This is a genomic window from Tritonibacter multivorans, from assembly GCF_001458415.1.
In the GTDB taxonomy this organism is placed as follows: Bacteria; Pseudomonadota; Alphaproteobacteria; order Rhodobacterales; family Rhodobacteraceae; genus Epibacterium; species Epibacterium multivorans.
Window position 1 is genome coordinate 18,481 of the sequence record NZ_CYSD01000014.1, and the last position, 25,382, is coordinate 43,862.

18 protein-coding genes and 1 tRNA gene are annotated in these 25,382 nt (G+C 58.9%); 2 read left to right on the forward strand and 17 right to left on the reverse strand.

Annotated elements, in window-relative coordinates:
• Positions 1-131: 131 nt before the first annotated feature.
• Both TRM7557_RS04120 and TRM7557_RS04125 read right to left on the reverse strand, forming a co-directional pair.
• Positions 132-1,193 (reverse strand): FAD-binding oxidoreductase, encoded by a 1,062-nt coding sequence (locus TRM7557_RS04120; RefSeq protein WP_058288959.1) that lies wholly within the window; start codon positions 1,191-1,193, stop codon positions 132-134.
• A 79-nt stretch (positions 1,194-1,272) separates the two neighbouring features.
• Positions 1,273-2,145, reverse strand: a complete 873-nt coding sequence (locus TRM7557_RS04125; protein WP_058288960.1) for a LysR family transcriptional regulator — start codon at positions 2,143-2,145, stop codon at positions 1,273-1,275.
• Between the two features lie 162 nt (positions 2,146-2,307).
• On the opposite strand from TRM7557_RS04125, the gene TRM7557_RS04130 reads away from it, so the two are divergent.
• Both TRM7557_RS04130 and TRM7557_RS04135 read left to right on the forward strand, forming a co-directional pair.
• Positions 2,308-3,393 carry an amidohydrolase family protein gene (locus TRM7557_RS04130; protein ID WP_058288961.1) on the forward strand — a complete coding sequence of 362 codons (1,086 nt, stop codon included), beginning with the start codon at positions 2,308-2,310 and terminating at the stop codon, positions 3,391-3,393.
• 12 nt (positions 3,394-3,405) lie between these two features.
• Positions 3,406-3,759: a Rieske (2Fe-2S) protein gene (locus tag TRM7557_RS04135; RefSeq protein WP_058288962.1), complete on the forward strand. Its 354-nt coding sequence runs from the start codon at positions 3,406-3,408 to the stop codon at positions 3,757-3,759.
• 179 nt (positions 3,760-3,938) lie between these two features.
• Here TRM7557_RS04135 and TRM7557_RS04140 read toward each other — a convergent pair whose 3' ends face one another.
• The 15 genes from TRM7557_RS04140 to leuB form a co-directional block, all read right to left on the reverse strand.
• The gene (locus TRM7557_RS04140) at positions 3,939-6,560 is read right to left on the reverse strand and encodes a DUF6923 family protein (RefSeq protein ID WP_082626505.1); all 2,622 of its coding nucleotides are present in this window, start codon (positions 6,558-6,560) and stop codon (positions 3,939-3,941) included.
• Positions 6,561-6,599: 39 nt separating this feature from the next.
• Positions 6,600-7,991, reverse strand: a complete 1,392-nt coding sequence (locus TRM7557_RS04145) for a nucleotide sugar dehydrogenase (RefSeq protein WP_058288963.1) — start codon at positions 7,989-7,991, stop codon at positions 6,600-6,602.
• A 186-nt stretch (positions 7,992-8,177) separates the two neighbouring features.
• Positions 8,178-9,605, reverse strand: a complete 1,428-nt coding sequence (locus tag TRM7557_RS04150; protein ID WP_058288964.1) for a mannose-1-phosphate guanylyltransferase/mannose-6-phosphate isomerase — start codon at positions 9,603-9,605, stop codon at positions 8,178-8,180.
• A gap of 135 nt (positions 9,606-9,740) precedes the next feature.
• The gene (locus tag TRM7557_RS04155; RefSeq protein WP_058288965.1) at positions 9,741-11,327 is read right to left on the reverse strand and encodes a glycosyltransferase; all 1,587 of its coding nucleotides are present in this window, start codon (positions 11,325-11,327) and stop codon (positions 9,741-9,743) included.
• Positions 11,314-12,732 (reverse strand): HlyD family secretion protein, encoded by a 1,419-nt coding sequence (locus TRM7557_RS04160; RefSeq protein WP_058288966.1) that lies wholly within the window; start codon positions 12,730-12,732, stop codon positions 11,314-11,316. The genes TRM7557_RS04155 and TRM7557_RS04160 overlap by 14 nt, the downstream gene beginning before the upstream one ends.
• A 149-nt stretch (positions 12,733-12,881) precedes the next feature.
• Positions 12,882-14,180 carry an alginate O-acetyltransferase AlgX-related protein gene (locus tag TRM7557_RS04165; protein WP_058288967.1) on the reverse strand — a complete coding sequence of 433 codons (1,299 nt, stop codon included), beginning with the start codon at positions 14,178-14,180 and terminating at the stop codon, positions 12,882-12,884.
• A complete protein-coding gene (locus TRM7557_RS04170; RefSeq protein WP_058288968.1) occupies positions 14,177-15,226 on the reverse strand; it encodes an alginate O-acetyltransferase AlgX-related protein in 1,050 nt (349 codons plus the stop codon). The genes TRM7557_RS04165 and TRM7557_RS04170 overlap by 4 nt, the downstream gene beginning before the upstream one ends.
• A gap of 15 nt (positions 15,227-15,241) precedes the next feature.
• Positions 15,242-16,639, reverse strand: coding sequence for an MBOAT family O-acyltransferase (locus TRM7557_RS04175; RefSeq protein ID WP_058288969.1), 1,398 nt, complete (start codon positions 16,637-16,639; stop codon positions 15,242-15,244).
• A gap of 38 nt (positions 16,640-16,677) precedes the next feature.
• Entirely contained in the window at positions 16,678-17,268 is a 591-nt protein-coding gene (locus tag TRM7557_RS04180) for an alginate O-acetyltransferase AlgF (protein ID WP_058288970.1), read from the reverse strand.
• A gap of 18 nt (positions 17,269-17,286) precedes the next feature.
• A complete protein-coding gene (locus TRM7557_RS04185) occupies positions 17,287-18,507 on the reverse strand; it encodes an alginate export family protein (RefSeq protein ID WP_165592408.1) in 1,221 nt (406 codons plus the stop codon).
• 324 nt (positions 18,508-18,831) lie between these two features.
• The gene (locus TRM7557_RS04190) at positions 18,832-21,054 is read right to left on the reverse strand and encodes a TRAP transporter permease (RefSeq protein ID WP_058288972.1); all 2,223 of its coding nucleotides are present in this window, start codon (positions 21,052-21,054) and stop codon (positions 18,832-18,834) included.
• A gap of 67 nt (positions 21,055-21,121) precedes the next feature.
• A complete protein-coding gene (locus TRM7557_RS04195; protein WP_058288973.1) occupies positions 21,122-22,132 on the reverse strand; it encodes a TAXI family TRAP transporter solute-binding subunit in 1,011 nt (336 codons plus the stop codon).
• 787 nt (positions 22,133-22,919) lie between these two features.
• Positions 22,920-22,996 (reverse strand) — tRNA-Pro (locus TRM7557_RS04200).
• 44 nt (positions 22,997-23,040) lie between these two features.
• Positions 23,041-23,997, reverse strand: a complete 957-nt coding sequence (locus TRM7557_RS04205) for a DMT family transporter (RefSeq protein WP_058288974.1) — start codon at positions 23,995-23,997, stop codon at positions 23,041-23,043.
• A gap of 190 nt (positions 23,998-24,187) precedes the next feature.
• Entirely contained in the window at positions 24,188-25,291 is a 1,104-nt protein-coding gene (leuB, locus tag TRM7557_RS04210) for a 3-isopropylmalate dehydrogenase (RefSeq protein WP_058288975.1), read from the reverse strand.
• Positions 25,292-25,382: the final 91 nt, after the last annotated feature.

The window sequence follows — 25,382 nt, forward strand, 5'->3', positions numbered from 1 at the left end:
TGCGATTTATTCACGAACTTCAAAGCTCTGGCTGCGGGTGTTCAAAAATTGCCCCCCTTGCCAAACTTGCGGCATTCAAAAAGGCGGCTGACAATGGGTGTCAGTTGCCTTTTGAAAAGTAAAACAGTCGCTTATGCGTCGATTGCCACCGGGCCTTTGGGCCAGCTACAGCAGGTCAAGACATAGCCTGCTTCGGCTTCGCCGGGCATCAGACCGCCCATGTCCTGCATCTCAACCTCGCCTTGGGTGACCATCACCTTACAGTTGCCACAGACCCCCTGCTGGCAGGCAGAATCGATCCAGATACCGGCGTTTAATGCGGCTTCGAGAAGGGTTTCTCCTTTGGCGCATTGGCCGCTTTTGCCCGAGAGCGAGAAGAACACTTCGCCGCCGGTTTCGGTGGCCTCATCCAGCGTAATCTTCTCGCCAAAACTCTCCTGATGCAGCGCGGCGAAGGGCAGGGCGTCTGCAACAGTGCGCGCCGCTTTCATAAAGCCTTCCGGGCCACACATAAAAATGCTGCGTTCTGCATGATCGGGAACCAGGCGGGCCAGCAGCTCGGCCGAGATCTGCCCGGTTTCACCTGCGAAACCCTCTTCGTCATTGCTGTCGACGACAAGGTGAACGGTCACATTGCTGAACCGTTTTGCCATAAATTCGAGCTGGTCGCGGAAAATAACGTCTTTCGGGGACCGGGCGAAATGCACAAAAACAGCGTCTTTGGGCAGGGTCACATCGGTGATGTATTGCAGCATCGACATCACCGGGGTCACGCCAGATCCACCAGACAGAAACAGCGGCTTGTCGCAGGGGATGTCGATCCAGTTGAACGCCCCCGAAATGTCGGCGATTTCCACCGTCATACCCGGTGCCAGACTGTCGTTCATCCAGTTGGACACCAACCCATCCGGCACCCGTTTGACGGTGACCTGAATGTTGTGCGGACGCGTGGGTGTAGAGGAAATCGAGTAGGCGCGGACATGGCGTTCGCCGTTGATGTCAAAGGCAAAGGTCACGTATTGGCCCGGCTTGAAGTCAAAGCTGCGGCTCTGGGTGTCCTCAAACACAAAAGTTTTGCTGTCGTGGGTCTCACTGATGACCGCTTTGCAGATCAGCGTGGCAGGTCCGCCAGCGTAACAGGGCTGGGTGTTGGCTGAGCTGAGAGAAAACAAGCTATCGGTAGCAATGAGCATGGTTCGGCGGCCTCCGCTTTGAATTTGGCGAAGGGATACGCCGACAGGCTATCGGAAAAAATGCATCAGAAATGCCACATTAATCGACTTTGTCGATTGAATGGGTTTCGACCAAATTCCTGAAATGCGCCAAGGCCTGAACAACAAGCGGGTCATGGCGCTTGCGCAGGTGCACAACCGAATAGAGCGGCTGCGGAATGAGGGGGGCATCCAACACCAGCTTTATGTTTGGGATGGCTTCCTTCATCTTCTCGACCGCCATTGAGGGCACATAGGCGGCACCGCCGTAGGATCGCAGAAACCCCAACGCAAGGTCGTCACTGCTGAGCGTGGTTGGCGCAAAGCTTTGGCCTGCAAATAATTCGCTGTGCTGCCGGTCAAAATGCGATGTGTAGGCCACGCGATAATACCGGCTCCAATCCAGATCTGCCATTTGGTCACAGTCGGTGGACACCATGACATAGTGCTCCAGACCGAATTCCGTCAGATGCATGTCCGGGATCTGGCGCGGGGCAAAGACGATCCCAATGTCCGTTTCACCGGTGAGCACGTCGCGCTGGATCTGTTCCGAGAAGTTGGCCTCAAGGTACAATTCGATCCGTGGCACATCGGCGCGCATTGCCTCGGCCCAGTCGCGCAACAGGGACCGAACCAGGTTGATCTGCGCGGAAACCCGCAGCTGGGGTCGGTTTTTTCCGCTGCCTGACAGCTCGCGTTTGGCCAGGCTCCACGAGGTCAGCAGCGACCGGCAGTGGGATTCGAACCGCCGACCGGCGGCCGTGGGCTCTGCTCCGCCGCGGCCACGTTCAAACAGGCGGGTGTCGAGATCTTCTTCCAATTGCCGGATGCGCGAACTGACTGTGGACTGGGTGATATTGAGCCGCTCAGCGGTGCGATTGAAGTTCCGCGTTTCCAAAACATCCAGATAGGTCAGCAGCAGCAGGCGGTTCATTTAATCGACCTTTTCGATTGAAGAGGGTGTTTGCGCTGCGTTTATCCGTTTGAACTGAAGATTTATCAAGGCCTCATCTTCAAGCCGGGCGACTGATCGTCTGGATCCGACCAGCCCGTGCGACCCGGATTTTCCGACATGCACAAGCAAGAGGAGTGCCGCATGTTTACTGTTGATTGCGACTGCCACAATTATTGGTGCAGTGCCACCGTTCTCGAGCCCTACATGGAGGAGGGGCTTTTCAAGGATATGTTCCTTCGGGGTGAACGCACGGGCCCTCGCGGGGCTTTCCCCCATGGTCACCGTCCTTGGTTCCATCCCGAAGGGTTTGCGCGTCATGACGTTCAGCCCGTAGAGGAAGACGACAACTACGCCATTATGAAGGAAAAACACCTCGATAAATACAATATCGACGTGGCGATCCTGACCGGGGACGAGCCGATTGAGGCCTCTACCTTGGCAAACCCCTATTATGCAAACGCCCTGTGCAAAGCCTACAACGATTACATGATCGACTACTGGCTGCCGAAGGACGACCGGTTCTGGGGCTCTATTGTTGTAGCACCGCAGGATCCGCATTTGGCGGCGGCCGAAATCCGCCGTCTGGGCAGCAATCCGCGGATGGTTCAGGTGCTGGTGTCCCATGGTGCAAACCGCCCCTATGGCGATCCGTTCTACCACCCGATCTACGAGGCCTGCGCGGAAATGGGTCTGCCGTTTGCCATGCACCTTGGCGGTCAGGGCGGTATCAACTCCACCCCGATCGGTGCGGGCCCGACCACCTTCTTCTGGGAAACCCACGCGATCCTGCCGCAGACCGCAATGACCCATATGGCCAGCCTGATCGCCAACGGCGTGTTCGAGAAATGGCCGTCCCTGAAAGTGGTTGTCATTGAATGCGGCGTGGCTTGGGTGCCGTCTGTGCTGTGGCGTCTGGATGCGAACTACAAAGCGCTGCGCAAAGAGACCCCGTGGCTGAAGCGTCTGCCATCCGAATACTTCAAGGACCACTTCCGCTTCTCTACCCAGCCACTGGAGCAGCCGGAAAACATCCAGCACCTCTGGGCAACGCTGGAGGCAATGGATGGCGAAAACACCCTAATGTTCGCCTCGGATTACCCGCATTGGGACTACGACGATGTGAACAAGCTGCATGTGCCCCCGGCATGGCGCGAAAAGATCTTTGGTCTCAACGCCCTGGATGTCTACACCCGCCTGCCGCGCCCGGCCGCGCAGGCCGCAGAATAAGGAGAGTCTGCAATGACCAACAAACATTTTGCCTGCAAAGTCGAAGACGTCCCCACCGATGCGGCCAAGATCGTCACCGTGTCCAACATGCCCATCGGTGTGTTCAAGCTCAACGACGGGTTCCATGCGCTGCTGAACATCTGCCCCCACAAGGGTGCTGCGCTGTGCGAAGGTCCGGTCTGTGGCACCACCAAGGAAACCGACAGCACCGAGTTCGTCTATGACCGCGCCGGAGAGATCGTGCGCTGTGCATGGCATGGTTGGGAATTTGACATCCGCTCGGGCGAGTTTCTGGTCGATCCCAAGGTGAAAACCCGCCGGTTCGATGTCTCTGTCGAAGGCAGCGATATCTACGTCCACATGTGACGCAGTTGGAGCGCCGGCGCGCAGTCCTCTTCCCCTCCTTGTAGGCTGGTCGGTCAATTGCCGTCCGATGCCGGTGCTCCATTTTTTATAAAAAGCGGCCGCGCTACTCCCCAGCGCGGCCGTAGTTTTGTTCAGTAGGTTGTGGTCGTGGTCCTATTCACCCCCTGAACAATTCTGGGTCAGAACAGGAAACAGTCGAACAGGTCCGCAGATGACAGGGCGTCGTCTTCCAGCACCGCAGTCAGCGTGACGGTGCTGCTGCCCAAGGTGACCACGGCATCCCCAGAGGCGAGAATGGTGACGTAGCTTTCGAACCATGTCAGTTCCTCCGCTTCGGTACTGGCCAGGTCCAGTTGCCGCAGGTCAAAACGGTCGCCGTCTTCGGTTGAGAAGTCGGTGATCTCATCGGTGCCGCCGCTGAGGTCATCGTTGCGGAATACGAACCTGTCACCGCCGGCGCCACCCGTGGCAATGTCATCGCCCGCACCCATATAGAGCTGGTCGCGTCCGCCTCCGCCGTCGAGCACATCATTGCCGTAGCCACCGCTGAGGTGATCGCGGTCCGCGCCCCCATCCAGCGTGTCATTGCCGGAATCGCCTTTCAGCCGGTCCCGTCCGGCGCCCCCAGACAGCTGGTCATTGCCGGTGCCGCCAATGACCCGATCCGCGCCATCTTCGCCAACAACAACATCATCCCCTGACCCAGCAGTCAGGCTGTCATCGCCATCGCCGCCATAAAGGTCATCATCGCCGCTGCCGCCGATCAACGTGTCCGCGCCGTCCTCGCCGTTCAGTACATCATTGCCAGAGCTGCCCGTCATATGATCGTCGCCAGCGTCGCCGTACAGAAGATCGTCATGGCTGCCACCATTCATCTGGTCGGCATCGGCCCCGCCATAAAGCGTATCATCGCCGCTGCCCCCGACCATGGTATCGGCCCCAGCCCCGCCCCAAAGCGCGTCGGTGTTAGCGCCGCCGGACAGATCATCGTCGCCGTCCCCGCCCCGGAGCGTGTCAAACCCAGAGCCACCGGACAGGGTGTCATTGCCTATGCCGCCCTCCAGCGTGTCGTGCCCTGCCGATCCTGACAGGTGGTCATCGCCAGTCCCGCCCGACAGGCTGTCGTCGTCCGGGGCAAGCGGATGACCATCTGCATCAAATCGCGCGCCCTCGGCGTCATAATAGGACCGCCCCGCCGGACCGCTGCCGGGGGCGCCGCCGCCATAAAGGGAATCGTCGCCCGTGCCCCCATCCAGCACGTCGCCTAAGCTGCCGCCGATAATGACGTCTTCGCCCAGGCCGCCAACCAGCAGGTCTTCGCCGCCTGCACCTTCCAACGTGTCGTCATAGCTGAGGTCACCTTCGGCCGTTGCGGTCATCTCCAGATTGCGGATCAGAACGCTGGACGACAGGTCCACATCCACAAACGGGCTCAGCGCCCGCGGATCTGCGGCGCCGTCGTTGGAATAGGACTTGGGTGCGGATGTGATCAGCTCTAGCGTGGCAGTGCTGGTGTCGGGATTGACGATGACCTTGTAGATGCCGCCCGCGCTGCGGGTGCTGTTGTCCATGTCATGGTCGCCAGAGTTGCCGCCCACAAACAGATTGCCATCGGTGTCATAGATCGCAGCGCCAAAAGTGATGGCGGGCACGCCGACCTGTGTCTCCCCATCGATCACAGTATGGGTGACAGAGATTTCGCTGAACTCAGGCGTGCCGGAAGAGATATCCACGGTCAGTAATGTAGCAGGCTGGCCCTCGGCGCTGGGGCGGCAGACGCCTCGAAAGATCTGGTTTTCCGCGTCAAATGCCAGATCGTAGAAGCTTTTCTGAACCAGATCGCGGGGCAGTTTATGCACCGTTGTCAGCGGGTTCCCGTCACCGTCCAAAGTGTCCACATCAATGACTGCAATGTGGTTCATACTGGAATTGAACGACCACAGATTGCCCTGATCGTCAAAATCCCCGGTCCAGGCCCGGTATGGGGTTTCCCCGATCCGATAAGTGTGCCCATCCGCATCAATCATCACCAGATCACTGGCGGCAACCGCATTGCCAAGGGCATCGGTACCACTGCCGACGGCGATGGCATAAAGCAGGTCATCTTGTTGATTGAACCCCATAGAGTTCACATTGACCGTGCCGTCCACGCCCGCTTTTTCATAGGTGCTGGTGGCGGTGTCAAAAACATAAAGCGTCCCATTGAGCACCTGCAGCAGGTTCGACTGTCCTTCAGCAAAAGCAGCGACGGTTGTGGTTTCGCCGCCGATCACCACCTCTTTGTCATAGTGGAACACCGGCCCGCTGGTGTCGATCACAGGACCGGTTGCCTCTGTCTCGATCGACCGGACGGTCAGGGTCGTTTCCGCTCCGGTTGCCGTAAAGGACACATCATGCACCCCAAACGCACCGCTGTCCGAGGACACGGTTTTGATGACTGTGTCGCCGACCAGAATTTCGACCCCAACCGAGGTGACCCCAGCCGCAAAGTTCGCTGCGATCTCAAACGACACGGAATAGACGCCGGTTGCTTCGGTTGTGATGGTCTGGGACATGGCCTGATGGCCATCGTCCAGCGATGTGACCGTCCAATGCCCCGAGGCGCCATAATCGGCAAAGCCATAGGCGCCGCTGGTTCCGTCCAGATGATTGTCCGACTGATAGTCGCCATAAAGCGCGTCGTCACCGGCTTGTCCGGCTATTGCGTCATTGCCGGCCAGACCGACCATGACATCAGCAGCGCCTGACCCCGTTAGGTCGTCAGCACCTGCTGAGCCTGAATGTGTTGTTGCATCAACCATGATGTCCTCCCTTTCCCCCCTTGAGCGCAAATGCGCGAATTACCAGCCGATGCCCTGAACGGCGACGTCCGTCGGCGCGGCGTCAAACAGGCGCACCAGATCGACCACTGGCAGGCGACAGCTGCGGACAACCTCGCGGTAGGTCGGTGTGGCATGACAGACGACCAACACATCTGATGCGCTCAGCACGTCATTGAGGTCGTCTCGCAAAAGCGTGGGAAGATCCTCGGCCAGGGTTTGCAAGCCAGCGTTTCCATGGCGGACATAGGCCAGCTGATCGGCAATCCGGGTGTCTTTGTTCACCGCCGGATCATGGGCCAAAGGTTCGATACCCTCTGCACGCAGACGCGCCATCAGATCGAGCGCCGGGCTCTCGCGCAGGTCATCGGTGCCCGGTTTGAACGCGATCCCCAGAATACCAACCCGTTTGGCCCCGGTTTCGCGCACCAGCCGGACGGCCTCGTCGATCTGCGCCTGATTGGACACATCGAGGTTCGAGATCATCGGCACACTGACGCCGGTGTCGCGGGCCATATGCGCCACCGCGCGCACCTCTTTGGGCAGGCAGGACCCGCCATAGGCAAACCCCGGTTTCAGGTAGTAGGGCGACAGGTTCAATTTCGTGTCTTGCGTGAAAATACCCATCACTTCGTGGCTGTCGACGCCAATCGGTTTACACAAGCGGCCAATTTCGTTGGCAAAACACACTTTTGCCGCATGCCAGACGTTGTCCACGTATTTCACCATTTCGGCCGCGTCGATTGTTGTGACAATTGGAGAAGGGTCAATGGGCGTGTAAATCGACTTCACAATTTCTGCAGTTTTTTCATCCATTGCGCCAATGACTGTCTTTGGTGGGTTGAAAAAATCGTCTATCGCGACGCCTTCCCGCAAAAACTCCGGGTTGAAGCAAACGCCAAAGTCGCGACCCATTTTTTTGCCCGATGTTTTGGCAATAATGTCGGCCATAACATTCAGCGTTGTCCCGGGCGGAATAGAACAGCGCATGACAAAGACGTGAAAATCGTCTTTTTGGACAAGACCCTTTGCCATATTGCGCGCGGCCTGCCGGATGTAGCGGTCATCGCAGCCACCGTCCTGTGCGGTTGGGGTGCCCACAGATACAAAGGTAACATCGGTCTCTTGAACCGCTTTAATCAAATCAACAGAGGCAGTTACGCGTTCGTTCAACACGCCTTTCATCAAGTATTTGCCCAGGTTCTTTTCGTGAATCGGGCTGCGGCCTGCGCGAATGTCTTCCACTTTGTCGGGGTCGATGTCGACGCCGACCACCCGATGCCCCAGCGCTGCCAGACAGGCGGTGGACACTGCGCCAACATAGCCTAGCCCAACAATACTGATTGCGACTTTTTCCGTCTTTTGGACCTGAATTTCATCCGCAGCGTATAAGGAGAGTCCCTCAATGTTCATTTCCCAGCCCTTCTGTTTAATTTGATTCAAGTTTTAGGATAGGGTCAGGTGAACTTTTGCGTAGGTGCCAAAACGGGTGAATTGCAACTCCAAAGCGAAATAACCTATACGAAAGATATACTCTCGGGAATGCGTATAAAAAAACCCCCGGATGAAACCGGGGGTACATTCTTTCTGATTGCGACTTCAGGCCACGATTGTCGTCCTATTGTATATGTCTTCGTATCTTGCGATGTCGTCTTCTCCCAAATAACTTCCTGACTGTACTTCAATCAGGTGGAGTGGCAGTTTTCCGGGGTTTTCCAATCGGTGAATTTCACCCAAGGGAATGTAAGTCGACTGGTCTTCTGTCAGGAGGGTCACCTTATCCCCAATCGTCACCCGCGCTGATCCTGCGACAACAACCCAATGTTCGGCGCGATGGACGTGGCTTTGCAGCGACAGCTGTCCGCCGGGTTTCACCATCAGCCGCTTGACCTGGAACCGATGCCCCAGAGACAGCGTCTCGAAATAGCCCCAGGGCCTATAGTTGCGCCGGAAGGATTTGGCCTGAACCGCTTCCTGCTGGCTTAGGACATCAACCGTCAGGGCAGCGTCGTCCACGGCATCACTATGGGCGACGAGGATGCCATCATCTGTGGCAACGGCCACAATGTCCTCCAGCCCCAGCCCAACCAGCGCGATGTCTGGGTTTTCGGATTTGAGCAGGCTGTTTTCGCAGCGAATTGCAGTGGCGTTGCCACTTAGCGCATTGCCGTCACAGTCCTTGGGCGACGCGTTTTGCAATGCGCTCCAATTGCCCATGTCAGACCATCCGCAATCCAAAATCGCCGCGCGCATATTGCGTTGATGTTCCAACACCGCATAGTCCAGTGCGATCGACTCGCATTGGGCGTAGGCCTCGGCGTGGAGTTTCAGGCAACTCAGATCTTCTTCTGCCCAGGCCAGCGCTGATTCACAGGCCGACACAAGCTGTGGCGCATGTTCCATAAAGGCATCAACCAGCGTGCCGACGCGGCACAGAACCATCCCTGCGTTCCAAAAGTATTCGGCGCTGTCGATCATCTTCTCGGCGGTGGCGCGGTCCGGTTTTTCGACAAAGTTGGCGATCTGCTGCAGGCCGTTTTCATCCGTATTGGCTTGCGGAATATGCAGATGGCCAAACCCCGGCTCAACACGTGTGGGGGGCACGCCAAACAAAACGATCCCTTCTTTCTTGGCGACCTTTTCAGCAGAGCGCACCACAGCTTCAAATGCCTTCTTGTCTTCGATGACGTGATCGCTGGGTATCAGCATCATGACCGCGTCCGGGGTGTCTTGCATGCTCAGCGCCGCCACCAACGCGGCAGGGCCCGTATTACGCGCGACGGGTTCGGCGATCACGGTGATGTCGGCTTGGTCCTCTTCCTGGGTCTGATCGTCGACAATGAAACGATAGTCATCGTGCGTCACAACAATCGCAGGGGCAAAACCTGGCCCGGAAAGGCGGTCCAGCGTCTGCTGAAACAGGCTCTTTTCGCCGACCAAAGACGTGAATTGTTTGGGAAAGCTCTGGCGGGAAACCGGCCACAAACGTGTACCACAACCCCCTGCAAGTATAACGGGATAGATCATTCTGACACTCCTCTTCCTGATGCATTAAGGTTAACGCAGCTTCGAGAAGATGCATCCTGTCCAAGGGGGGATGTGGCCTGCGCGGAAGGGAGCGCGTTGCGCGAAAGTATGGCGGATTCGCGCGGGCGAGAGGCGTCAGTTCCAGATGATCGACGCATCCAGAAGGCCAATGTAGATCGCTAGCCCGGTGACAAAGGCTGTGACCGTTGTAACCAATTGAAACTTCGCGCAAGCGTTCTGCAACCGGTCAACCAGCGACGTCCCGTCGCCCGCGCTTTGGTTGCCACGATTTGACCATTTCTGCTTGCTGAGGTGAAACACCATAAAGACCTTCACGCCGGCGTTGATGATCTGATTGAAATACAGAATGAACGGCCAGCTCATGTCCGGTTCACGTGCGTAGCGGAACAGGAACAGGCACAAGAGTGTTCGGCTGGCGACAATCCAGATCAGACAGTTCAGGATATAGGCAGGCTCTATGAACAGGCTCAGCAGGGCCATGATCGGGCTGACCAGCATGGTCCACATGGCAATGCGCTGATCGACCACGCACCACCAGATAAAGGGGCGGCACACGCCGGGACCAAGCGCGATGGCGCGGGCCCCGTTGCGCAGCATATTGCCAGACCAGCGCCGGAAGTTCTGGACCATGCGCCCGGTGCCAGATCCTTCGATCTGTTCAATGGTATAAACACAGGCATCCGGCACATAGGTCATTTTCGAACGGCGGCTAAGCAGGTGATACCAGGTGCTTTTGTCGTCGCCGGACAGAAACCGAAAGCGGCCCCACAACCAATGGTCCAGATGATCGGCTTCGATGGTGCGTATGAAACGTTCGTCGATCATGTGCTTGGCGCGAAACACGCTCATCCGGCCGGTCAATGTCAGCACCCGCTTTGACAAGGCGTGGCTTTGCATGGCCAGCCTGCGCTGGGCAAACCGCATCGACAGCCAGCTTTGAATCCAGTCGGGACCGTAACACAGCACTTCTTCGTTGGTGGTCAGCGCCTGCAGGTTCGGGTCTGCGCCGAACATCGAACAGGTCTTTTCCAGAACGTCCGACCCATAGACCGCATCCCCATCCATAAAGATCACCAGATCGTCGGGCTGGATGCCTGCCCGGTTCATCGCGCGCAGCACCATGCCAATCGCCATCCGTTTGCCCGGCTGGTTCTGACGCAGGAACACCAGCTGCGCGTCTACATCCGCCCCATGGGTGCGGGCAAATTCGGTGATGATCGTTTCATCATAGCTGGAGCCGGTGCCGATCCAGAGCGTGGTCGGGATACCTTCGCGGCGGATCTGGCCAATGATCGAGCCGATCACCCGCCGGGTGATCGCGGGGTCTTCGTAGTAGGTGGTCATTTGAATATGCAGCCGCCGTGGCCGCCAGCCGGATTGCCACACCCGGTCTGCGCGGCGGCGCATTCCGGGCCAGATCAGGCGGCCATAGATGGCGGCGCGGATCGAATGGGTGAACCACCAGCCAAACCGCCAAAGACCCAGAACTCCCAGCACAAGCGAGACATGCAAAAGATCCGGGTCAAAAAACCGATTGGGCAGGAAAACCAAAGCGGTGATCAAACTGGCCAAGAGGCAGGCCAAAAGGATCCGCTGTTTTGTCGGCCATTTGGCCAACCCTTGTTTTGCGGGCGAAGACAGCCCGTCGAGCCAGCCGTCGAGGTGTTTTTCAAAGCCTTGAACGGTGTCAGGTGCCTGCATTGAACCACCTGTCCCAGAACATCGGGCGGCGCAGGGCAATATGAACCGGGGCGTTGCGGCCAAACCATTTGCGGGTGTTCATGACGCCCACGCCCTCGGCCTTGATGGTCAGGATCATGCCATATCGATCAGGGCGCGCCACGTCTGCTCCGGCTTCGATCTTCAGGACCTCGCCGGGAACAGACCGGCGTTCGCCGCGGTAGGAAAAATGGATCATGGCGTCCATACCGGGATGCACATGGGTCGCCATACGGTCATCCAGCCACGCCACGGCAAGGCGGGGGGTGCGGTCTTCGACCTCAACCACGCGAGCGCCTCGGGCGACTGTGCTGTTCTTGATGGCATCAATTTCGGTGACCGTGCCGGGCCCGCGGGCGCGCAGCACCAGATTACCTACCGCGGCTTTGCGATGCCGCAGCTCGCGCTTCCAATGTCGCAGGTCCAGCTGGCGATCCTCCACCGTGGTCTCAAGCAAGGCGCGCATCTCCCAATATCCGCCGGGGCCGTCGTCTATCCCGTTGGTGAAATGAACATAGGCCTCCCAGGCCCTCTGGACGTCCGGAGGGTAGATCAACATCCGCGGATCTTTGGCGCGCAGGGGCAGCCAGAGGCGATAGAACGCGCGCCACAGATCTTCGCGTTTCACCGCATATTGGGCGATATGGCGGTCCAGACGGTCCTGCGCGCTGTGCAGGCGGCGTTCGGCTGTTAGCACTTCGATCCGCACATCTTCGACATCACTGTCGCGATCCGGGTCCGAGAGTTTTACCAAAAGATCGCCGGGTTCCACCGTTTCGCCAATGCGCACATGCAGGCTTTTGACATAGCTGGCATCCGGTGCCACGTATTCGGTGATCGGGGCCTGAAACCGGGCATGATCCAGCTGAATGTGCGAAATGCGGTTCAGAAGTTTAGACCCTAAAAACACCGCCAACACGCCTGCCAGCAGCACAAAGAGCCCGACGTTCAACACAATGCGCAGTGCCCTGGGGGCTTGCCCTGCGCGTCCTGCGGCCTCTTCTTCTTCGGTTTCGGACATTGGGACCAGATCAACCGGGGTGTCGAGGCTGGTGATAATATCTTCGGTCGACACCATGCGCCCTGACAGGACCCCTTGGTAGAAAGTGGACAGTGTTTCGCGCTGGCGCACCGTCAGGTCCTTAAAGTGAAACCCCCCATCCTCGGTGCGTTCCGTCAGCAGTACGGGAAAAGACACGTCAATGCCCTGAAACGGCACGGTGAGCGTGACTTCGCCCTGCAGGTCGACGTCTTCGTCCTCCAGCCAAACCCCGGTCAGGGACCAGCGTTGCGCGACATGGAGCTGCCCATTCTGGCAATGCAGCTTCAAAGGGGCAGTGACCGAATAGGACAGATTCGGCTTTGGACATTCGTGTCGAATGTTCATCGCTATCTCCTGGGGTCAAATCGTATAGGGGTGAACGTCGCCCGGTTAGTTTACCGGACGATCCAACCAGCCGAACGCGGGCACACGGCTACGTTTGGTCGCGTTTTGGTAGGTGGGATATACCTTTGCGCAAAGCGCCGCATGGGGCGTTAGCGATAAAGCGTCACCGTGAAAGGCTGGTCCGCAGTATTGGCCAGGCGTAGCTTGAGGCGGGCCACATCGGTGAATTCCAGCGCCTCAAAACTGAAGGTCCATGTGTCGGTTCGCAGGTCCTGAGGCAGGCGTTTGGATTTATCGAGCTTCACACGGGTCTTCTTCCCGTCCGCGCTGATCAGCTCTACCGCCAGCCTGCCTTCGTCATGTCCGGGGGTCTGGATTTGCATCCCTTTGAAACTGTCGGCCGAGAAGCTTTGCTGCAGGTTCTGCCAGTCGGTGCCAATGGTGCCGCTGTGCAGATGCGTTGTCGGACGTGGTGTCAGGGTGCGCAGGTCGCCCAGGACCTGTCGCAGGCCGCTGATCTGCGTCAGTGGCGTGGTATAGGGGCTTTCCCAGATCACCGTATGCAGCCCCTGCGCGTCCAGTCCGCCACTGTAAAGAAACGCAGACATGGCCCCGGTGCGACCGCCCCCGGTCAGGGACCAATTGTCCACCTCACTGTCGAGCGTATGCGCCAATGCATCCGCCACACGGTAGGCATCGCGCTGATACCTGTCCGAATAGCTGGTGCCGACCAGAACGACCCCCGGCATGTCCTCGGACACTGCCAAAAGCGCCTCTGCCGACCCCTCGCGGGTAAAGTTCAGGGCTGCGACGGTTTCGGGTTCTGGCCGCTGGCCGCAGCTGTCTTCGACCACACGGGCAAGCGATCCTTTTTCTTCGTATTGATCTTTTGCGGGGACTTTGGCCAGCAACCCGGCCTCCGAAGTGCCATCCAGATGCGCCCGCAACAGGGCAGCCGACCGCGCCGCGCCTTCCGGTGTCCAATGGGTGTCCCGCTTAAAATAGATCGGGCCGTCTTCTTGGGTCAGCACGGTCAGGTCCGGTGCCGGAATGCCTGCCGCGTTCAGGGCTGCGATATAGGCGCTAAAGCTGCGTTGCAGCGGTTTCTGAACCTCGTCCGGGGTCAGCCCCATGCGTTTAAGAACTTGCGGAGGCGTGAAAAGCGGGCGTGGCGGCGCGGCCAGCACCACAAGCTGCACTCCGTGCATTTGAAATTCAGCGGCAATGGCCTGCCACAGGCGCATGGTCTCTTCGGTGACGGTGAAGTCGCCCTTTAACTGATCGGCGCCAATGATCCAGCCGCTTTTGCTGTCAGAATAAAAGGGGCCGCGTTTTTGGTATTTCTTCGGCAGGGTTTCAACGCTGGTCAGGTCCGAGCAATAGGGCATGGCCATGACCCCGGCGGACAATCCAAGCGACACAAGGGCAGAAACAAAGAGTGTTTTCATGGCAATAGGTCCTTTGAAACGTAGCGCAGCGGGATCTCCCAGATCACCAGCTGCGGTGGTGAATTCTTTAACGTGTCGGAGGCAAGAAACTGCTCCATTGGCGCGAAGGGGCCGGTGCCTTCGCGGGCATAGTTGATGACATCACTGCGCAGCGCTTGTTTCAGAAAGCCTTCGAAATGAAACTCGGATCGGGCGCTGAAGCTGGTGCCGACCAGAACCACCGGCACGTCGGCGGCGTCGAACAGGCCCAGGCTGCTTTCGACGGTGGTGACATACTGCACAAGGGTTTCCGGCGGCGGTCCAAACACCGGGCGCAAAGCGCCTGTGGGGACGAACCGGATCAAGTCGCCGACAAAAGGCTGAGCGCCCAGTGATGTGGTTTCGACCTCTGTGGTTCCCGGTGCAAACAGCCCGGCGGCAAGCGCATGTTGCGCGGCGGCTTCTGCGACGCTGCGGCTGCCGTGTGGTGACCAATGGGTGTCTGTGCGCATAAAGACAGGGCCGGTTTGCGCCGCCTGCAACAGGGCAGGGCTGGCGTCCAATGCGGACACGCCGCGGGCCTCCAGCGCGCCATAAAAACGGTCACGCCGGTGCAGCAGTTCTTTGGGGCGTTTATGCCTGAGGTGCTGGGGATAGAGGTCGGACTTGTCGGGCACCAGAACCGGCAGAACTGCGATCCCTTGCGCGGCCATGTCCCCCACAACCTGTGTCACATACTCCGCTGAGGTCTCAATCCGGGCAGCAAAGCCCGGAGCAGTTTCGAATTCCTCTGCGGTGAACAGCCAGCCCGCATGCCCGACCAGAACACCATCCGATCCCTGTCGAAACAGCGCATAGCGCAGTGTGCCAAGCGCCGTGATAGCAAAACCTTCCAGTGGGTTTGCGGCCTCGAATGCGTCCTCATACCCGGCCTGCCACGCCCCCGATCGCAGGTCTGCGGCGGCGAAGCTATGGTCCGTGCGCAGGTGGCTCAGGACCCCCACGCCAGACAACGCGAGCACAAAACCAAAGGCGGCGGCCGTTTGGGGAATGTTTCCTGGCAACATCACAATCCCTCCCTGTCAGAACTGAAAATACAAAAATGGTGAATGGCTCTGGGCGACCAAAGCGAGACAGGTAAGCCCCAGTAACGCTGTCTTCCCGGCAAGACGCAAGCTTTGCGGTGCATGGAGAGCCCATGGGCGAAGGTGCGGTGCCCAGAGGCTGAGGGCGCAACCCACTGCCAGTGCAGTGATTTCTGTGGGCTGAATTTGCCAGGCAACGGCGTCTGAAATGGACCAGCCGTTCCAGCCTATCATCCCGGTATAGACGCCAAAGGCCTGGGTCAGCGTTTCGGCCCGAAAGACCACCCAGCCAAGCAGAACAACCGTCATGGTCACCGGCCAGCCAAGGACACGGCCCCAGATCGGCGTCTGCGCCGTGCCCCCCAGCGCGCGTTCCAGCGCCAGCCACCCCCCGTGCCACGCCCCCCAGACAATAAAGGTCCAATTGGCCCCATGCCACAACCCGCCCAGCACCATGGTCAGCAGGAGGTTGATGTAAGTCCGCACACGCCCCTTTCGATTGCCGCCAAGCGGCACATAGAGGTAATCGCGCAGCCAGCAGGACAGGCTGATATGCCACCGTCGCCAGAATTCGGTGATGGACTGGCTGATATAGGGGGCGTCAAAATTCTCGATGAAGCGAAATCCGATCATCAGCCCCAGCCCGATCGCCATGGCCGAGTAACCGGCAAAATCGAAGAACAACTGAATGGCATAGGCAACAGCACCCAGCCATGCCTCGCTGCCGGTGGGGGTGGACAGGGCAAAGATCCGATCCGCCAAGGGGGCCACAGTGTCTGCGATCAACAGCTTCATCGCCAGCCCCTGCGCAAAACGTCCGACGCCGCGCAGAAAGATCTCGGGCGAATGCTGCCGCTCGGTAAACTGATCTGCCAGATCCTTGTAGCGCAGCACGGGGCCCGCAATCAGCTGCGGAAACAGCGCCCCAAAGGCGAGGAAATCAACAAGATTGCGCGCAGGCGGCGCATCGCGCCGGGCCACATCAATGATGTAACTGATCGACTGGAAGGTATGAAAACTGATGCCTATGGGCAGGATTATGGCAGGCACCGTGATGTCTGCGCCTCCCAGCGCTTGGGACAGATCCTGCAACCCGCTGAGCACGAACATCGTGTATTTGAAGTACCCTAGAACGGCGAGGTCAAAGGCAACGCCAAGGCGCACAGCCCACATCCGCACCACAGGCCCATGGGCCGAAACCGCGATCCGTGCGGCCATGAAACTGACCAGTGACATGCCAAAAATCAGCGCGAGGTAATCCAGCCGCCACCAGCCATAAAAGGCATAGCTGCCCAGCAGGATCACCAGCGATCGGGCTTGTTTTGGCACCAGATAGTAGACCCCCAGAAACAGGGGCAGAAACCCAAAGACAAAAATCGCGCTGGAAAAGATCATTCCTTTACCCCCTATCCTTTCCCCCCTATCCCGTGTCGCTACTGAGCCACCGGATCGAACCGATGCTCGATCAGCTGGACGCCTGTGGGGGTCGCCAGAAAACTAAGGTTCTGCCCGCGCTGGAGGTTCACCTGAAACGTCCGCAAGGGCTCACCGCCGTCCTCGGCAACCACGCTAAGGCCAATGCTGACCGGGTTGACCGCGCGGGTGCCCGATTGCATTGCAGAGATGCCCTGAATGACGACGGTCTCGGACCCGGCCACACGGAGGTTCAGGTTCTGCGGCGTGGTATTGATCAGAAACAAATGCACCTTGCCCGGATCCCGGACGGCACCTTCCTGAATGGTCCGAAGCTGCCCGGTGCTGTCTTTGACAACCGTCAGAAAAGCCCCCGGTTGAATGCCCTGCAAAAGTGCCGCGGACACCGGCACATAGGGAGCGCCTTCGGTTTTGGGGATGTCAAAGCTTTTGCCAGCGAACTGAATGGGTTCACCGCGTTCAAACCCAATAAAGCGCAGGAAGCTCGCGTCGGCTGGGGCGGCTTCTGGATACAGGCCGGTATCGGATCTTGCGGGCAGCGACAGGCTTGTCAGTGCGAGGATGAAGCAGAGGGTTTTTGCGGTTTTCATGTGGGGTCCTCCTTGTGGTCAGAAGTAGATCGACAGCTGCGTGTAGACGTGGCTGTAGGTGCTGCGGTCGACGTAGGCCGATCCCGGTTTGAACAGCCCCACGCCAAACTGAAGTTTGGTTTTTTTACTTGGACGCCAGGCCCCGACGAGGCTGATCTCGGTGCCAACAAAGCGCGAGCGCCCGGTGGTCTGCCCGTTGATCCGGGCGCTGGGCGCTGTGGTGGAAGGCCGGAGCTGCGCGTAGGCATGAAGGCCCGCATCTATGCTGAATTTGCGCGATGGCCGAAGGCCAAGCGCCAAAGTGGCCACGGCCAGATTGCTGAGCTCTGGCCGGTAGGCATAGCCATAGCGGTTGAACTGTTTCTGGCCGCCGTCATAGGTCTTGTTGGTCTGAAGCCCGGTTTGCCGAAATCCAGCGGTGCCCACCGCAAAGCCATAGGTCACTTGCGGATTGCGCGCGCCTTTGAGTGTGCGAATGCCGCGCAGGTCGACGCCAAGTCCTGATGATTTCTGATTGGCAGCGTCGCCCAGAACAACCGCGCTGTTGAGTTCAAAACGATGGTGGTCTGAGGGGCGATGCGTCAGATGGCCAAACAGGTAAAAACGCCGGTCCTCCGCGTCTGTTTCGGCCATCCCCAGGATGCTGCGCCGACCGGTGTCTGTCTTCCAGGTCTTGTGCGCCATTGCGAAGGTCGGGCGGCTGTCGTCTGTTCCGCGAAAGGCCGCAACTTCCCAGGACGACATGCCCCCGAGCTTGGCAAAGTGGAGGCCATCAACAGCCCCATCTGCGATCCATTTGGCCGGGTCCGAAAACCGCATCCTCCCGATGGTCAGCTGCGTCTGTGGGCCGGTGGCGACGGAGACAAGGGCCTCTTTCACCCTAAAGTCGGATCGCGTCGGGTAGCTGCTGCTGTGAGTTTCAATCCAGCGCGCGCCATATTGGATGTGCCCAAACGCCACCACCGAAGGTGTGATCTGCGTACGGGCCCAAGTTTCAATGTGGCCCCCGAGGTCACGCTTGTAATCGCGCAGCCCGTCATCGCGGCGCAGATTGTTGTCCCAGACGGCTTTGACGCTGGCGCTGGCGCCATATTGAAACCAGCTCGTGGGCTTGTGTTTGGCGCGTTTGCGGGTCTCAATATGAAACAGAAGCGCCGGTTTTGCGGCTTTGGGTTTTGCGGCCTTGGATCTGGCGTCGGCCGTCGTGGGGCCGCCGGTCGCAAGGACGACCAGTGCCAAAGCCACAGACAGCTTCCTCAGCCATTTTGCCGAATTTCGCAATTCTTGCTCCCCAAAGATACACTTTAGAGAAGCCTATGTTCTTGCGGTGGGGGGACATATCCGTGCAAACGCACAGGTTTTGGCGACAAGGCGCAGGCGACATAACCCTCCGCATAGGCAAGATGTGCGGATCGGTGGGGCTGGGCCGCAGACTGTGTGCAAACGCTCGGGCGCCTTTTATGCGTGTCAGGCCGGTTGGGACTGGGCTGCGCGGATTGCCATGCTCAGCAGTTGGAAAAAGGCGACAGGGGCGCGACAAGATCGCGCCCCTGATCGTGGACATTAGGCAGAAACGGCTGCGGTTTTCCGCGAGGCCAGCACCTGCTGGATCAGCACTGGCGACATAAAGGCCAGTGCCACCAGATCCGAACTGACGCTCGGCGCGACCAGCAGCAGACCGCCAATTGCCATCACCCAGCGCATCCATGCGCTCAGCGGGGTCAGGAAATAGGCCGACACAGCCGTTGCGATTGCAAAGATGCCGAAAGCACAGCTCAGCGTCACCTGCAGGAAAGAGGTGATCGTGAAGTACTCGGGCAGAACAATCAGCATGGTCGGCGCATAGACAAAGACCATCGGCACCATCAGCTTGCCCACGCCCAGCGTGAAGGCACTCAGACCGGTGCGGAAAGGGTTCGCCCCGGCAATACCCGCCGCCGCATAGGCAGAGGCACAGACCGGCGGAGTAATCTCAGAGATCACACCGTAGTAGAGCACGAACATATGCGTCGCCAGCGGCGGAACACCCAGCTGGGTCAGCGCCGGTGTCGCCACCGCAACCAGCATAATGTACAGCGCCGTTGTCGGCAGGCCCGCGCCCATAAAGATACAGGCCATTGCGATCAGCACCAACGAGAAGAACTGCTGCAGGGCGGATTGCGAGAAGGCCTCGATCCCGGTCCAGCTCAGCCAGGGCGCCAGCGCGTTTGCGATATCCTGCGCACCACCGGTGACCATAAAGCCAAGGCGGAAGCCAACGCCGGTGGTGTTGATCACACCCACAACAATGCCCACAGCCGCCGAGGCCGCACCTACAGCCAGCGCGTATTGAACGCCGACGTGCATGCTGTCGAACAGCTCGCGCATGGGCTGACGTTCTTTGCGGTGCAGGACGCTCATGATGGTCAGCGCCGCCAGGATGCCTGCCATGACCGGCGTATAGCCTTCACCGGAATAGGGCGATGCCTTCCAGAAGATAAAGCCAAGAAACGCCAGCGGAATGATCATGGTCGCCGGTTTGTTGAAGGAACAGAAGCCCACGATGATACACAGCACCATGCCCACAAAGGCCGCCATATTTGGCGAATAGCCCGAAAACAGCACCATCAGCAGCGCAATCAGCGGCAGAATGGTGTGCCAACCGTCCCGCCAGACTTTCATGAAGTTCGGCAGCTGGTCTTTGGGATAGGCGTTGAGGCCAAGGCGTTTGGCGGTAAAGTGCACGATCGAGATCACACCCACATAGTGCATGATCGCAGGCACAATCGCGGCAATCACGATGGTGGTGTAGGGCACCTCGAGGTACTCTGCCATCAGGAAGGAGGCCGCGCCCATGATCGGCGGGGTGATCTGACCTCCAGCGGAGGCCGCAGATTCAACACCACCGGCAAAGTGACCAGGGTAGCCCATCTTCTTCATGTTCGGGATGGTCATGGACCCGGTCGACACCGTGTTCGCAATCGACGACCCCGAAATGGTGCCAAAGAACGCCGAGGAGACAACCGATACTTTGGCCGGACCACCGGTGTAGCGACCGGCCAGGATCATCGCGTTGTCGACAAAGAACTGACCTAGCCCCATGCGCTGCGCCACAACGCCGAACAGAACGAAGTGGAACACCACGGTGGAAACCACCCACAGCGTCACGCCATAGATGCCCTCGGAGGGGAAATACATATTGTTGACAAACTGCTGCCAGTTCACGCCCGGGTGCTTCAGGATCTGCGCGGGCATATAGGGGCCAAACAGCGCATAAACGATAAAGACCGAGATGATCAGCGGCAGGATAAAGCCAATGGTCCGACGGGCAATTTCCAGCACGGCCACGATCAGCAGGGTGCCAAAGATCACGTCGGTGGTGGTCGGGTTGCCCTGACGCATGGCTTGTTCGGGAATGGTCAGACCAAAGCCTGTGAAGCCCCGCCAGCTGAACCACAGGTACAGCGCAGCCCCAATGCCTGCGATGGCCAGTGCCCAGTCAAACAGTGGCACATTGCCCGGCGACAGGATCGACGCCCCGCGCCATTCCAGGCTGCGCGCGGTTTTGACCAGCGGGTAGCCCACAAAGATAAACAGGAACAGGCCGGCCAGGTGAATGCCCATGTGCACATGGTCCACCGGCGTGCCAAAGCCCGCTGTCCACAGGTGATAAAGCGCAAATGCGATCATCGACCAGTAGATAAAACGGCTCAGAAGCGGGCCATTGTCCCGTGTCACAAGTGAGGAGTCATATTGCTTCTCAAGCTCTTCTAGAGCCTTGTTGTCGAGATGTGTCTGCGAGGTCATTGAAGAGCTCCAAAAAACGGAAGGCAGCAGGCAAGCCCGCTGCCTTCGCAGATGGTTTAGGTAGGATTTACTTCAGCAGACCGACTTCACGGTAGAAGCGCTCTGCGCCCGGGTGCAGCGGCACGCCGGTGCCTTCGATGCCGTCCAATGCGGTCTCGAGGCGGATTTCTTTACCTTTCGGGTGACCACCGTCCAGCAGTTTGCGGGCGGAGTCGGACCACATGGCTTTGGTGATCTGGTAGATCAGTTCTTCGTCCATGTTGGCGTTGGTGACCATCAAAGAGGACACGCCGAGGGTGTTCACGTCATAGGTCACGCCGGGGTAGGTGCCCGCCGGAATGGTGGAGGGAACGTAGTAGGGAACCGCTTTGTTTGCAGCAGCCACTTCTTCTTCGGACCAGTTGTACAGTTCCAGACCTTTGGTGTTGTCCAGCTGGATCACAGCAGAGATCGGGGTGCCCGCCGCATAGAAATAGGCGTCCAGCTGACCGTCGGCGATCCGCTCGGAGGACTGCGCCATGTTCAGCTCGGCCTCGTCGATGTTGTCGCGGTTCACGCCGAACTCGTTCAGCATCGCTTCAACGGCGATTTGGGTGCCGGAACCGGCTTGCGCGATACCAACGCGCTTGCCTTTCAGCGCTTCGATGTTCTCCAGAACCGCGTCTTTCGGCAGAACCAGGTGCAGGTCTTCGTTGTACAGCTTCGCGATGACGCGCAGATCGGGTTTCGCGTTGCCTTCAAACTTGCCGGTGCCATGGTAAGCGAAGGTCAGGGTCGCAGCGCCGGTCAGGCCCGCTTCCATCTGGCCCGCTTGCACGGCGTTCACATTGTGTGCGGAGGCGTTGGTGGACTGTGCCATGGCAACCAGACCCGGAACGCCACAAGAGCCGCCCTGGTCACAGGGGCGAGAACCCGGAGGGTTGGAGATCGCGTTGGCGAGTGTACCACCGATCGGGAAGAAGGTGCCGCCAGCACCACCAGTGCCGATGCGGAAGAAGGTCATGTCCTGCGCGGTTGCAGCACTTGCCAGCATGGCGCATGCCAAAGCGGCGCCGGAAATCTTGGTGAAGATACCCATGTATCAGGTCTCCTGTTGGTCGTTCACTATCGCGCCGCGATCCAATGGTCTTGGCAATTGACATGGCCAGAGCCACGGCGGCAGTCGGAAAGTGATGCCTGTTCCCCATCAGGGCCTGCGCCGTTTGCGCGTGTCCCGACAGGGAAAGCCGCGCAACCAAATGCGACACAGGTCCTGTAGCTCACTCTGGTTGATCGAGTGCGTCTCACGAGACGGTCGCTACGCGCTGGTACACAACGGCATCCTTTCTCTTGCGAGAGCGTTTGTAACCACGCGTCTTGGCATTCTAATGCGCCGTTTTGGTCACTCGTTGGCGCATTTTGGTCAGGAATTGACGGAGAAATGAATTGAGCCCCGAACTGAGGGGGCCGCACATGCAAAGCTTGTAGGGCTACGATTCGTGACCGGGCAAAAACGGCGCTTGGTTTTATGGCGGATCGGAGGTGGATTTGGCCCGCTTGGCTCTGAACTGAGGTCGCCAATAGACCGCGACAGGGGCGTGCCGATTGCGACATCGCTTGGGAGTTCAGGTGCTGTAGGGGCAGCGAGAAGGGCCAGATTGGGCTGATCCATAGGCTGTTGCTGGGCCCGACAGAGACAGGCCAGAACGTCCTACAGCATGCTGTATTGGCGCCGACTGCGCTTTGGAGGTGACGGCCCCAACAGCACAGAGACCGCCCTTGATGTTTTATCAAGTTCAGGCGCGCAAGTGGCAGAAATTTCGTGGTAATTTTGGTGTTGAGAGGTCACATGGATAAGATCCAGTCACCATTCACATTTGATTTATTGGTCGGAGCGAGAGGATTCGAACCTCCGGCCCCTGCCTCCCGAAGACAGTGCTCTACCAGGCTGAGCTACGCTCCGACCGTGGCGCGTGATCTATACCCAGCCTTGGGGGATTGCAAGCCCTATTCCGCGTCTTTTTCTTCCGATTGCTGTTTTAGAATAACCGAGACATTTGCCCCGCCCGAGGTGACCGCGCGGCTCTTGGTGCGCAGCACCGGTGTGTTGTCCGACCGGCCACCGCTGGCCTCGCGGATAACAATGAAGATGCCGCTGGCAATAATGATGCCCGCGCCCAAAAGAGTAAGCCAATCAACAGCTTCGCCAAAAAGGAAAGCGCCAAACAGGGTCGCCCAGATGATCTGGGAATACTGCATCGGCGCGACAATTGCGGCCTCGCCGATGGTGTAGGCATTGACCACCAACAGCGTCGCACAGAAGCCAAACAGCGCCACAATGGCAATCCCGCCAAGCTCAACTCCGGTCATCGGGACGTAGACGTAGGGCAGCGTCAGCCCCATCACCAGAACGGTGGCAAGCATCGGAAACAGCATCAGCACAGAGCGGCGCTCTTCATTGCTGATCTTGCGCAGGATCACGGATTGCACCGCATTGCCGAAGGCTGCAAACAGGGCCGCCGCATGGCCAAGTTCCAGCTCAAGCGTGCCGGGGCGCAGGACCACCAGAACCCCGATAAAGCCAACGATCACAGCGGACAGACGCGGCAGGCCGACCTTTTCACCCAGCAGCGGGATCGACAGCAGGGTGATCAGCAGCGGCGTTGCAAACAACAGGGCATAGACCTCGGCCAGCGGCAGCACAGAGAAGGCATAAAACGCACTGGACGGGATGAAGGCGATGGTCATCGATCGGATCAGGGTCCAGCCGGGGTAACGGGGCCGCAGGGTGCCTGGCTCGGTGTCGCGCACCATCAGCAGGGTCAGCAGCGGGAAAGACAAAAGCGAGCTGAAGAACACGATCTGAAACGCGGTGACGTTTTCGCCGACGAATTTCACCACCACGTCATGGGTGGAGAAAATGGCGAATGCGATCAGGGCCAGAATGGCGGCTTTTGCGTTCATGTCAAAGGACCTTCAAATATGCGGCCGGGCTTTGCCCGTCTTTCTTATAGCGCTAACGTCGATGCCGGGGGGCTGACAAGCCCCCAGATGGGAAAACCTGCGCCTGTGGCCAAGCAAAGGGCATTGGTCAAAAGAAAATCCCCGACCGCAGGGGCCGGGGGCTGAATTTCTAGCGTCTTCAAGTGACGGATCAGAGGCTTGCGTCCAGCGCGCCGATCACCGCATCACCCATTTCAGAGGTAGAGACCGGGGTCACGCCTTCTTCGCCCAGCAGGTCCGCGGTGCGCACGCCATCGGCCAGAACCTTTTCGACCGCTTTTTCCAGACGGTCGGCTTCAGCGCCTTGGTCAAAGCTGTAGCGCAGCGCCATGGCAAACGACAGGATGCAGGCGATCGGGTTGGCTTTGCCCTGACCTGCGATGTCCGGCGCGGAGCCGTGGACCGGCTCGTACAGCGCTTTGGGGCGGCCATTGGCCATCGGTGCACCCAGCGACGCAGACGGCAGCATGCCCAAGCTGCCGGTCAGCATGGCGGCACAGTCAGACAGCAGGTCGCCAAACAGGTTATCGGTCAGGATGACGTCGAACTGTTTGGGCCAGCGGACCAGCTGCATGGCGCCGTTGTCGGCATACATATGGGACAGCTCGACCTCGGGGTATTCTGCGCCCACACGGGTCACAACTTCGCGCCACAGAATGCCGGATTCCATGACGTTTGCTTTCTCCATGGAGCAGAGCTTCTTGTTGCGGCGCATGGCCAGCTCAAACGCGGAACGGGCGGCGCGTTCGATCTCAGACTCAGTGTAACGCTGGGTGTTGATGCCCACGCGCTCGTTGCCTTCTTCAAAGATACCGCGCGGTTCGCCGAAGTAGACGCCCGAGGTCAGCTCGCGCACGATCATAATGTCGAGGCCCGCAACCACATCGGTTTTCAGCGAGGAGAAATCCGCCAGCGCGTCAAAGCACTGGGCCGGGCGCAGGTTGGAATAAAGATCCATTTCCTTGCGCAGGCGCAGGAGGCCACGCTCGGGTTTGACCGAGAAATCCAGATCGTCGTATTTCGGGCCGCCAACCGCGCCCAGCAGGACCGCGTCGACCTCTTGGGCTTTGGCCATGGTGTCGTCATGCAGCGGGGTGCCGTGGGCGTCATAGGCGGACCCGCCAACCAGATCTTCGCTCACGTCGAACTGGATGTCGCGCTTGTCGCCGAACCAGCCGATGATCTTGCGGACCTCGGCCATGACTTCGGGGCCAATACCGTCGCCGGGCAGAATCAGAATGGAAGGGTTGGACATAGAGCTACTCCTTGAACAGTTGCGCAAGGGCGTAGCCTCCCCGCCCCAAAGGGTCAATATTGGCGAGGGTTTTTCATCCGAAACGCGGCGA

What these genes read in the sequence shown, in the direction of transcription:
- TRM7557_RS04120 (WP_058288959.1), bottom strand. Translation starts at nt 1,193, where the DNA reads ATGCTCATTGCTACCGATAGCTTGTTTTCTCTCAGCTCAGCCAACACC.
- TRM7557_RS04125 (WP_058288960.1), bottom strand. Translation starts at nt 2,145, where the DNA reads ATGAACCGCCTGCTGCTGCTGACCTATCTGGATGTTTTGGAAACGCGG.
- TRM7557_RS04130 (WP_058288961.1), top strand. Translation starts at nt 2,308, where the DNA reads ATGTTTACTGTTGATTGCGACTGCCACAATTATTGGTGCAGTGCCACC.
- TRM7557_RS04135 (WP_058288962.1), top strand. Translation starts at nt 3,406, where the DNA reads ATGACCAACAAACATTTTGCCTGCAAAGTCGAAGACGTCCCCACCGAT.
- TRM7557_RS04140 (WP_082626505.1), bottom strand. Translation starts at nt 6,560, where the DNA reads ATGGTTGATGCAACAACACATTCAGGCTCAGCAGGTGCTGACGACCTA.
- TRM7557_RS04145 (WP_058288963.1), bottom strand. Translation starts at nt 7,991, where the DNA reads ATGAACATTGAGGGACTCTCCTTATACGCTGCGGATGAAATTCAGGTC.
- TRM7557_RS04150 (WP_058288964.1), bottom strand. Translation starts at nt 9,605, where the DNA reads ATGATCTATCCCGTTATACTTGCAGGGGGTTGTGGTACACGTTTGTGG.
- TRM7557_RS04155 (WP_058288965.1), bottom strand. Translation starts at nt 11,327, where the DNA reads ATGCAGGCACCTGACACCGTTCAAGGCTTTGAAAAACACCTCGACGGC.
- TRM7557_RS04160 (WP_058288966.1), bottom strand. Translation starts at nt 12,732, where the DNA reads ATGAACATTCGACACGAATGTCCAAAGCCGAATCTGTCCTATTCGGTC.
- TRM7557_RS04165 (WP_058288967.1), bottom strand. Translation starts at nt 14,180, where the DNA reads ATGAAAACACTCTTTGTTTCTGCCCTTGTGTCGCTTGGATTGTCCGCC.
- TRM7557_RS04170 (WP_058288968.1), bottom strand. Translation starts at nt 15,226, where the DNA reads ATGTTGCCAGGAAACATTCCCCAAACGGCCGCCGCCTTTGGTTTTGTG.
- TRM7557_RS04175 (WP_058288969.1), bottom strand. Translation starts at nt 16,639, where the DNA reads ATGATCTTTTCCAGCGCGATTTTTGTCTTTGGGTTTCTGCCCCTGTTT.
- TRM7557_RS04180 (WP_058288970.1), bottom strand. Translation starts at nt 17,268, where the DNA reads ATGAAAACCGCAAAAACCCTCTGCTTCATCCTCGCACTGACAAGCCTG.
- TRM7557_RS04190 (WP_058288972.1), bottom strand. Translation starts at nt 21,054, where the DNA reads ATGACCTCGCAGACACATCTCGACAACAAGGCTCTAGAAGAGCTTGAG.
- TRM7557_RS04195 (WP_058288973.1), bottom strand. Translation starts at nt 22,132, where the DNA reads ATGGGTATCTTCACCAAGATTTCCGGCGCCGCTTTGGCATGCGCCATG.
- TRM7557_RS04205 (WP_058288974.1), bottom strand. Translation starts at nt 23,997, where the DNA reads ATGAACGCAAAAGCCGCCATTCTGGCCCTGATCGCATTCGCCATTTTC.
- leuB (WP_058288975.1), bottom strand. Translation starts at nt 25,291, where the DNA reads ATGTCCAACCCTTCCATTCTGATTCTGCCCGGCGACGGTATTGGCCCC.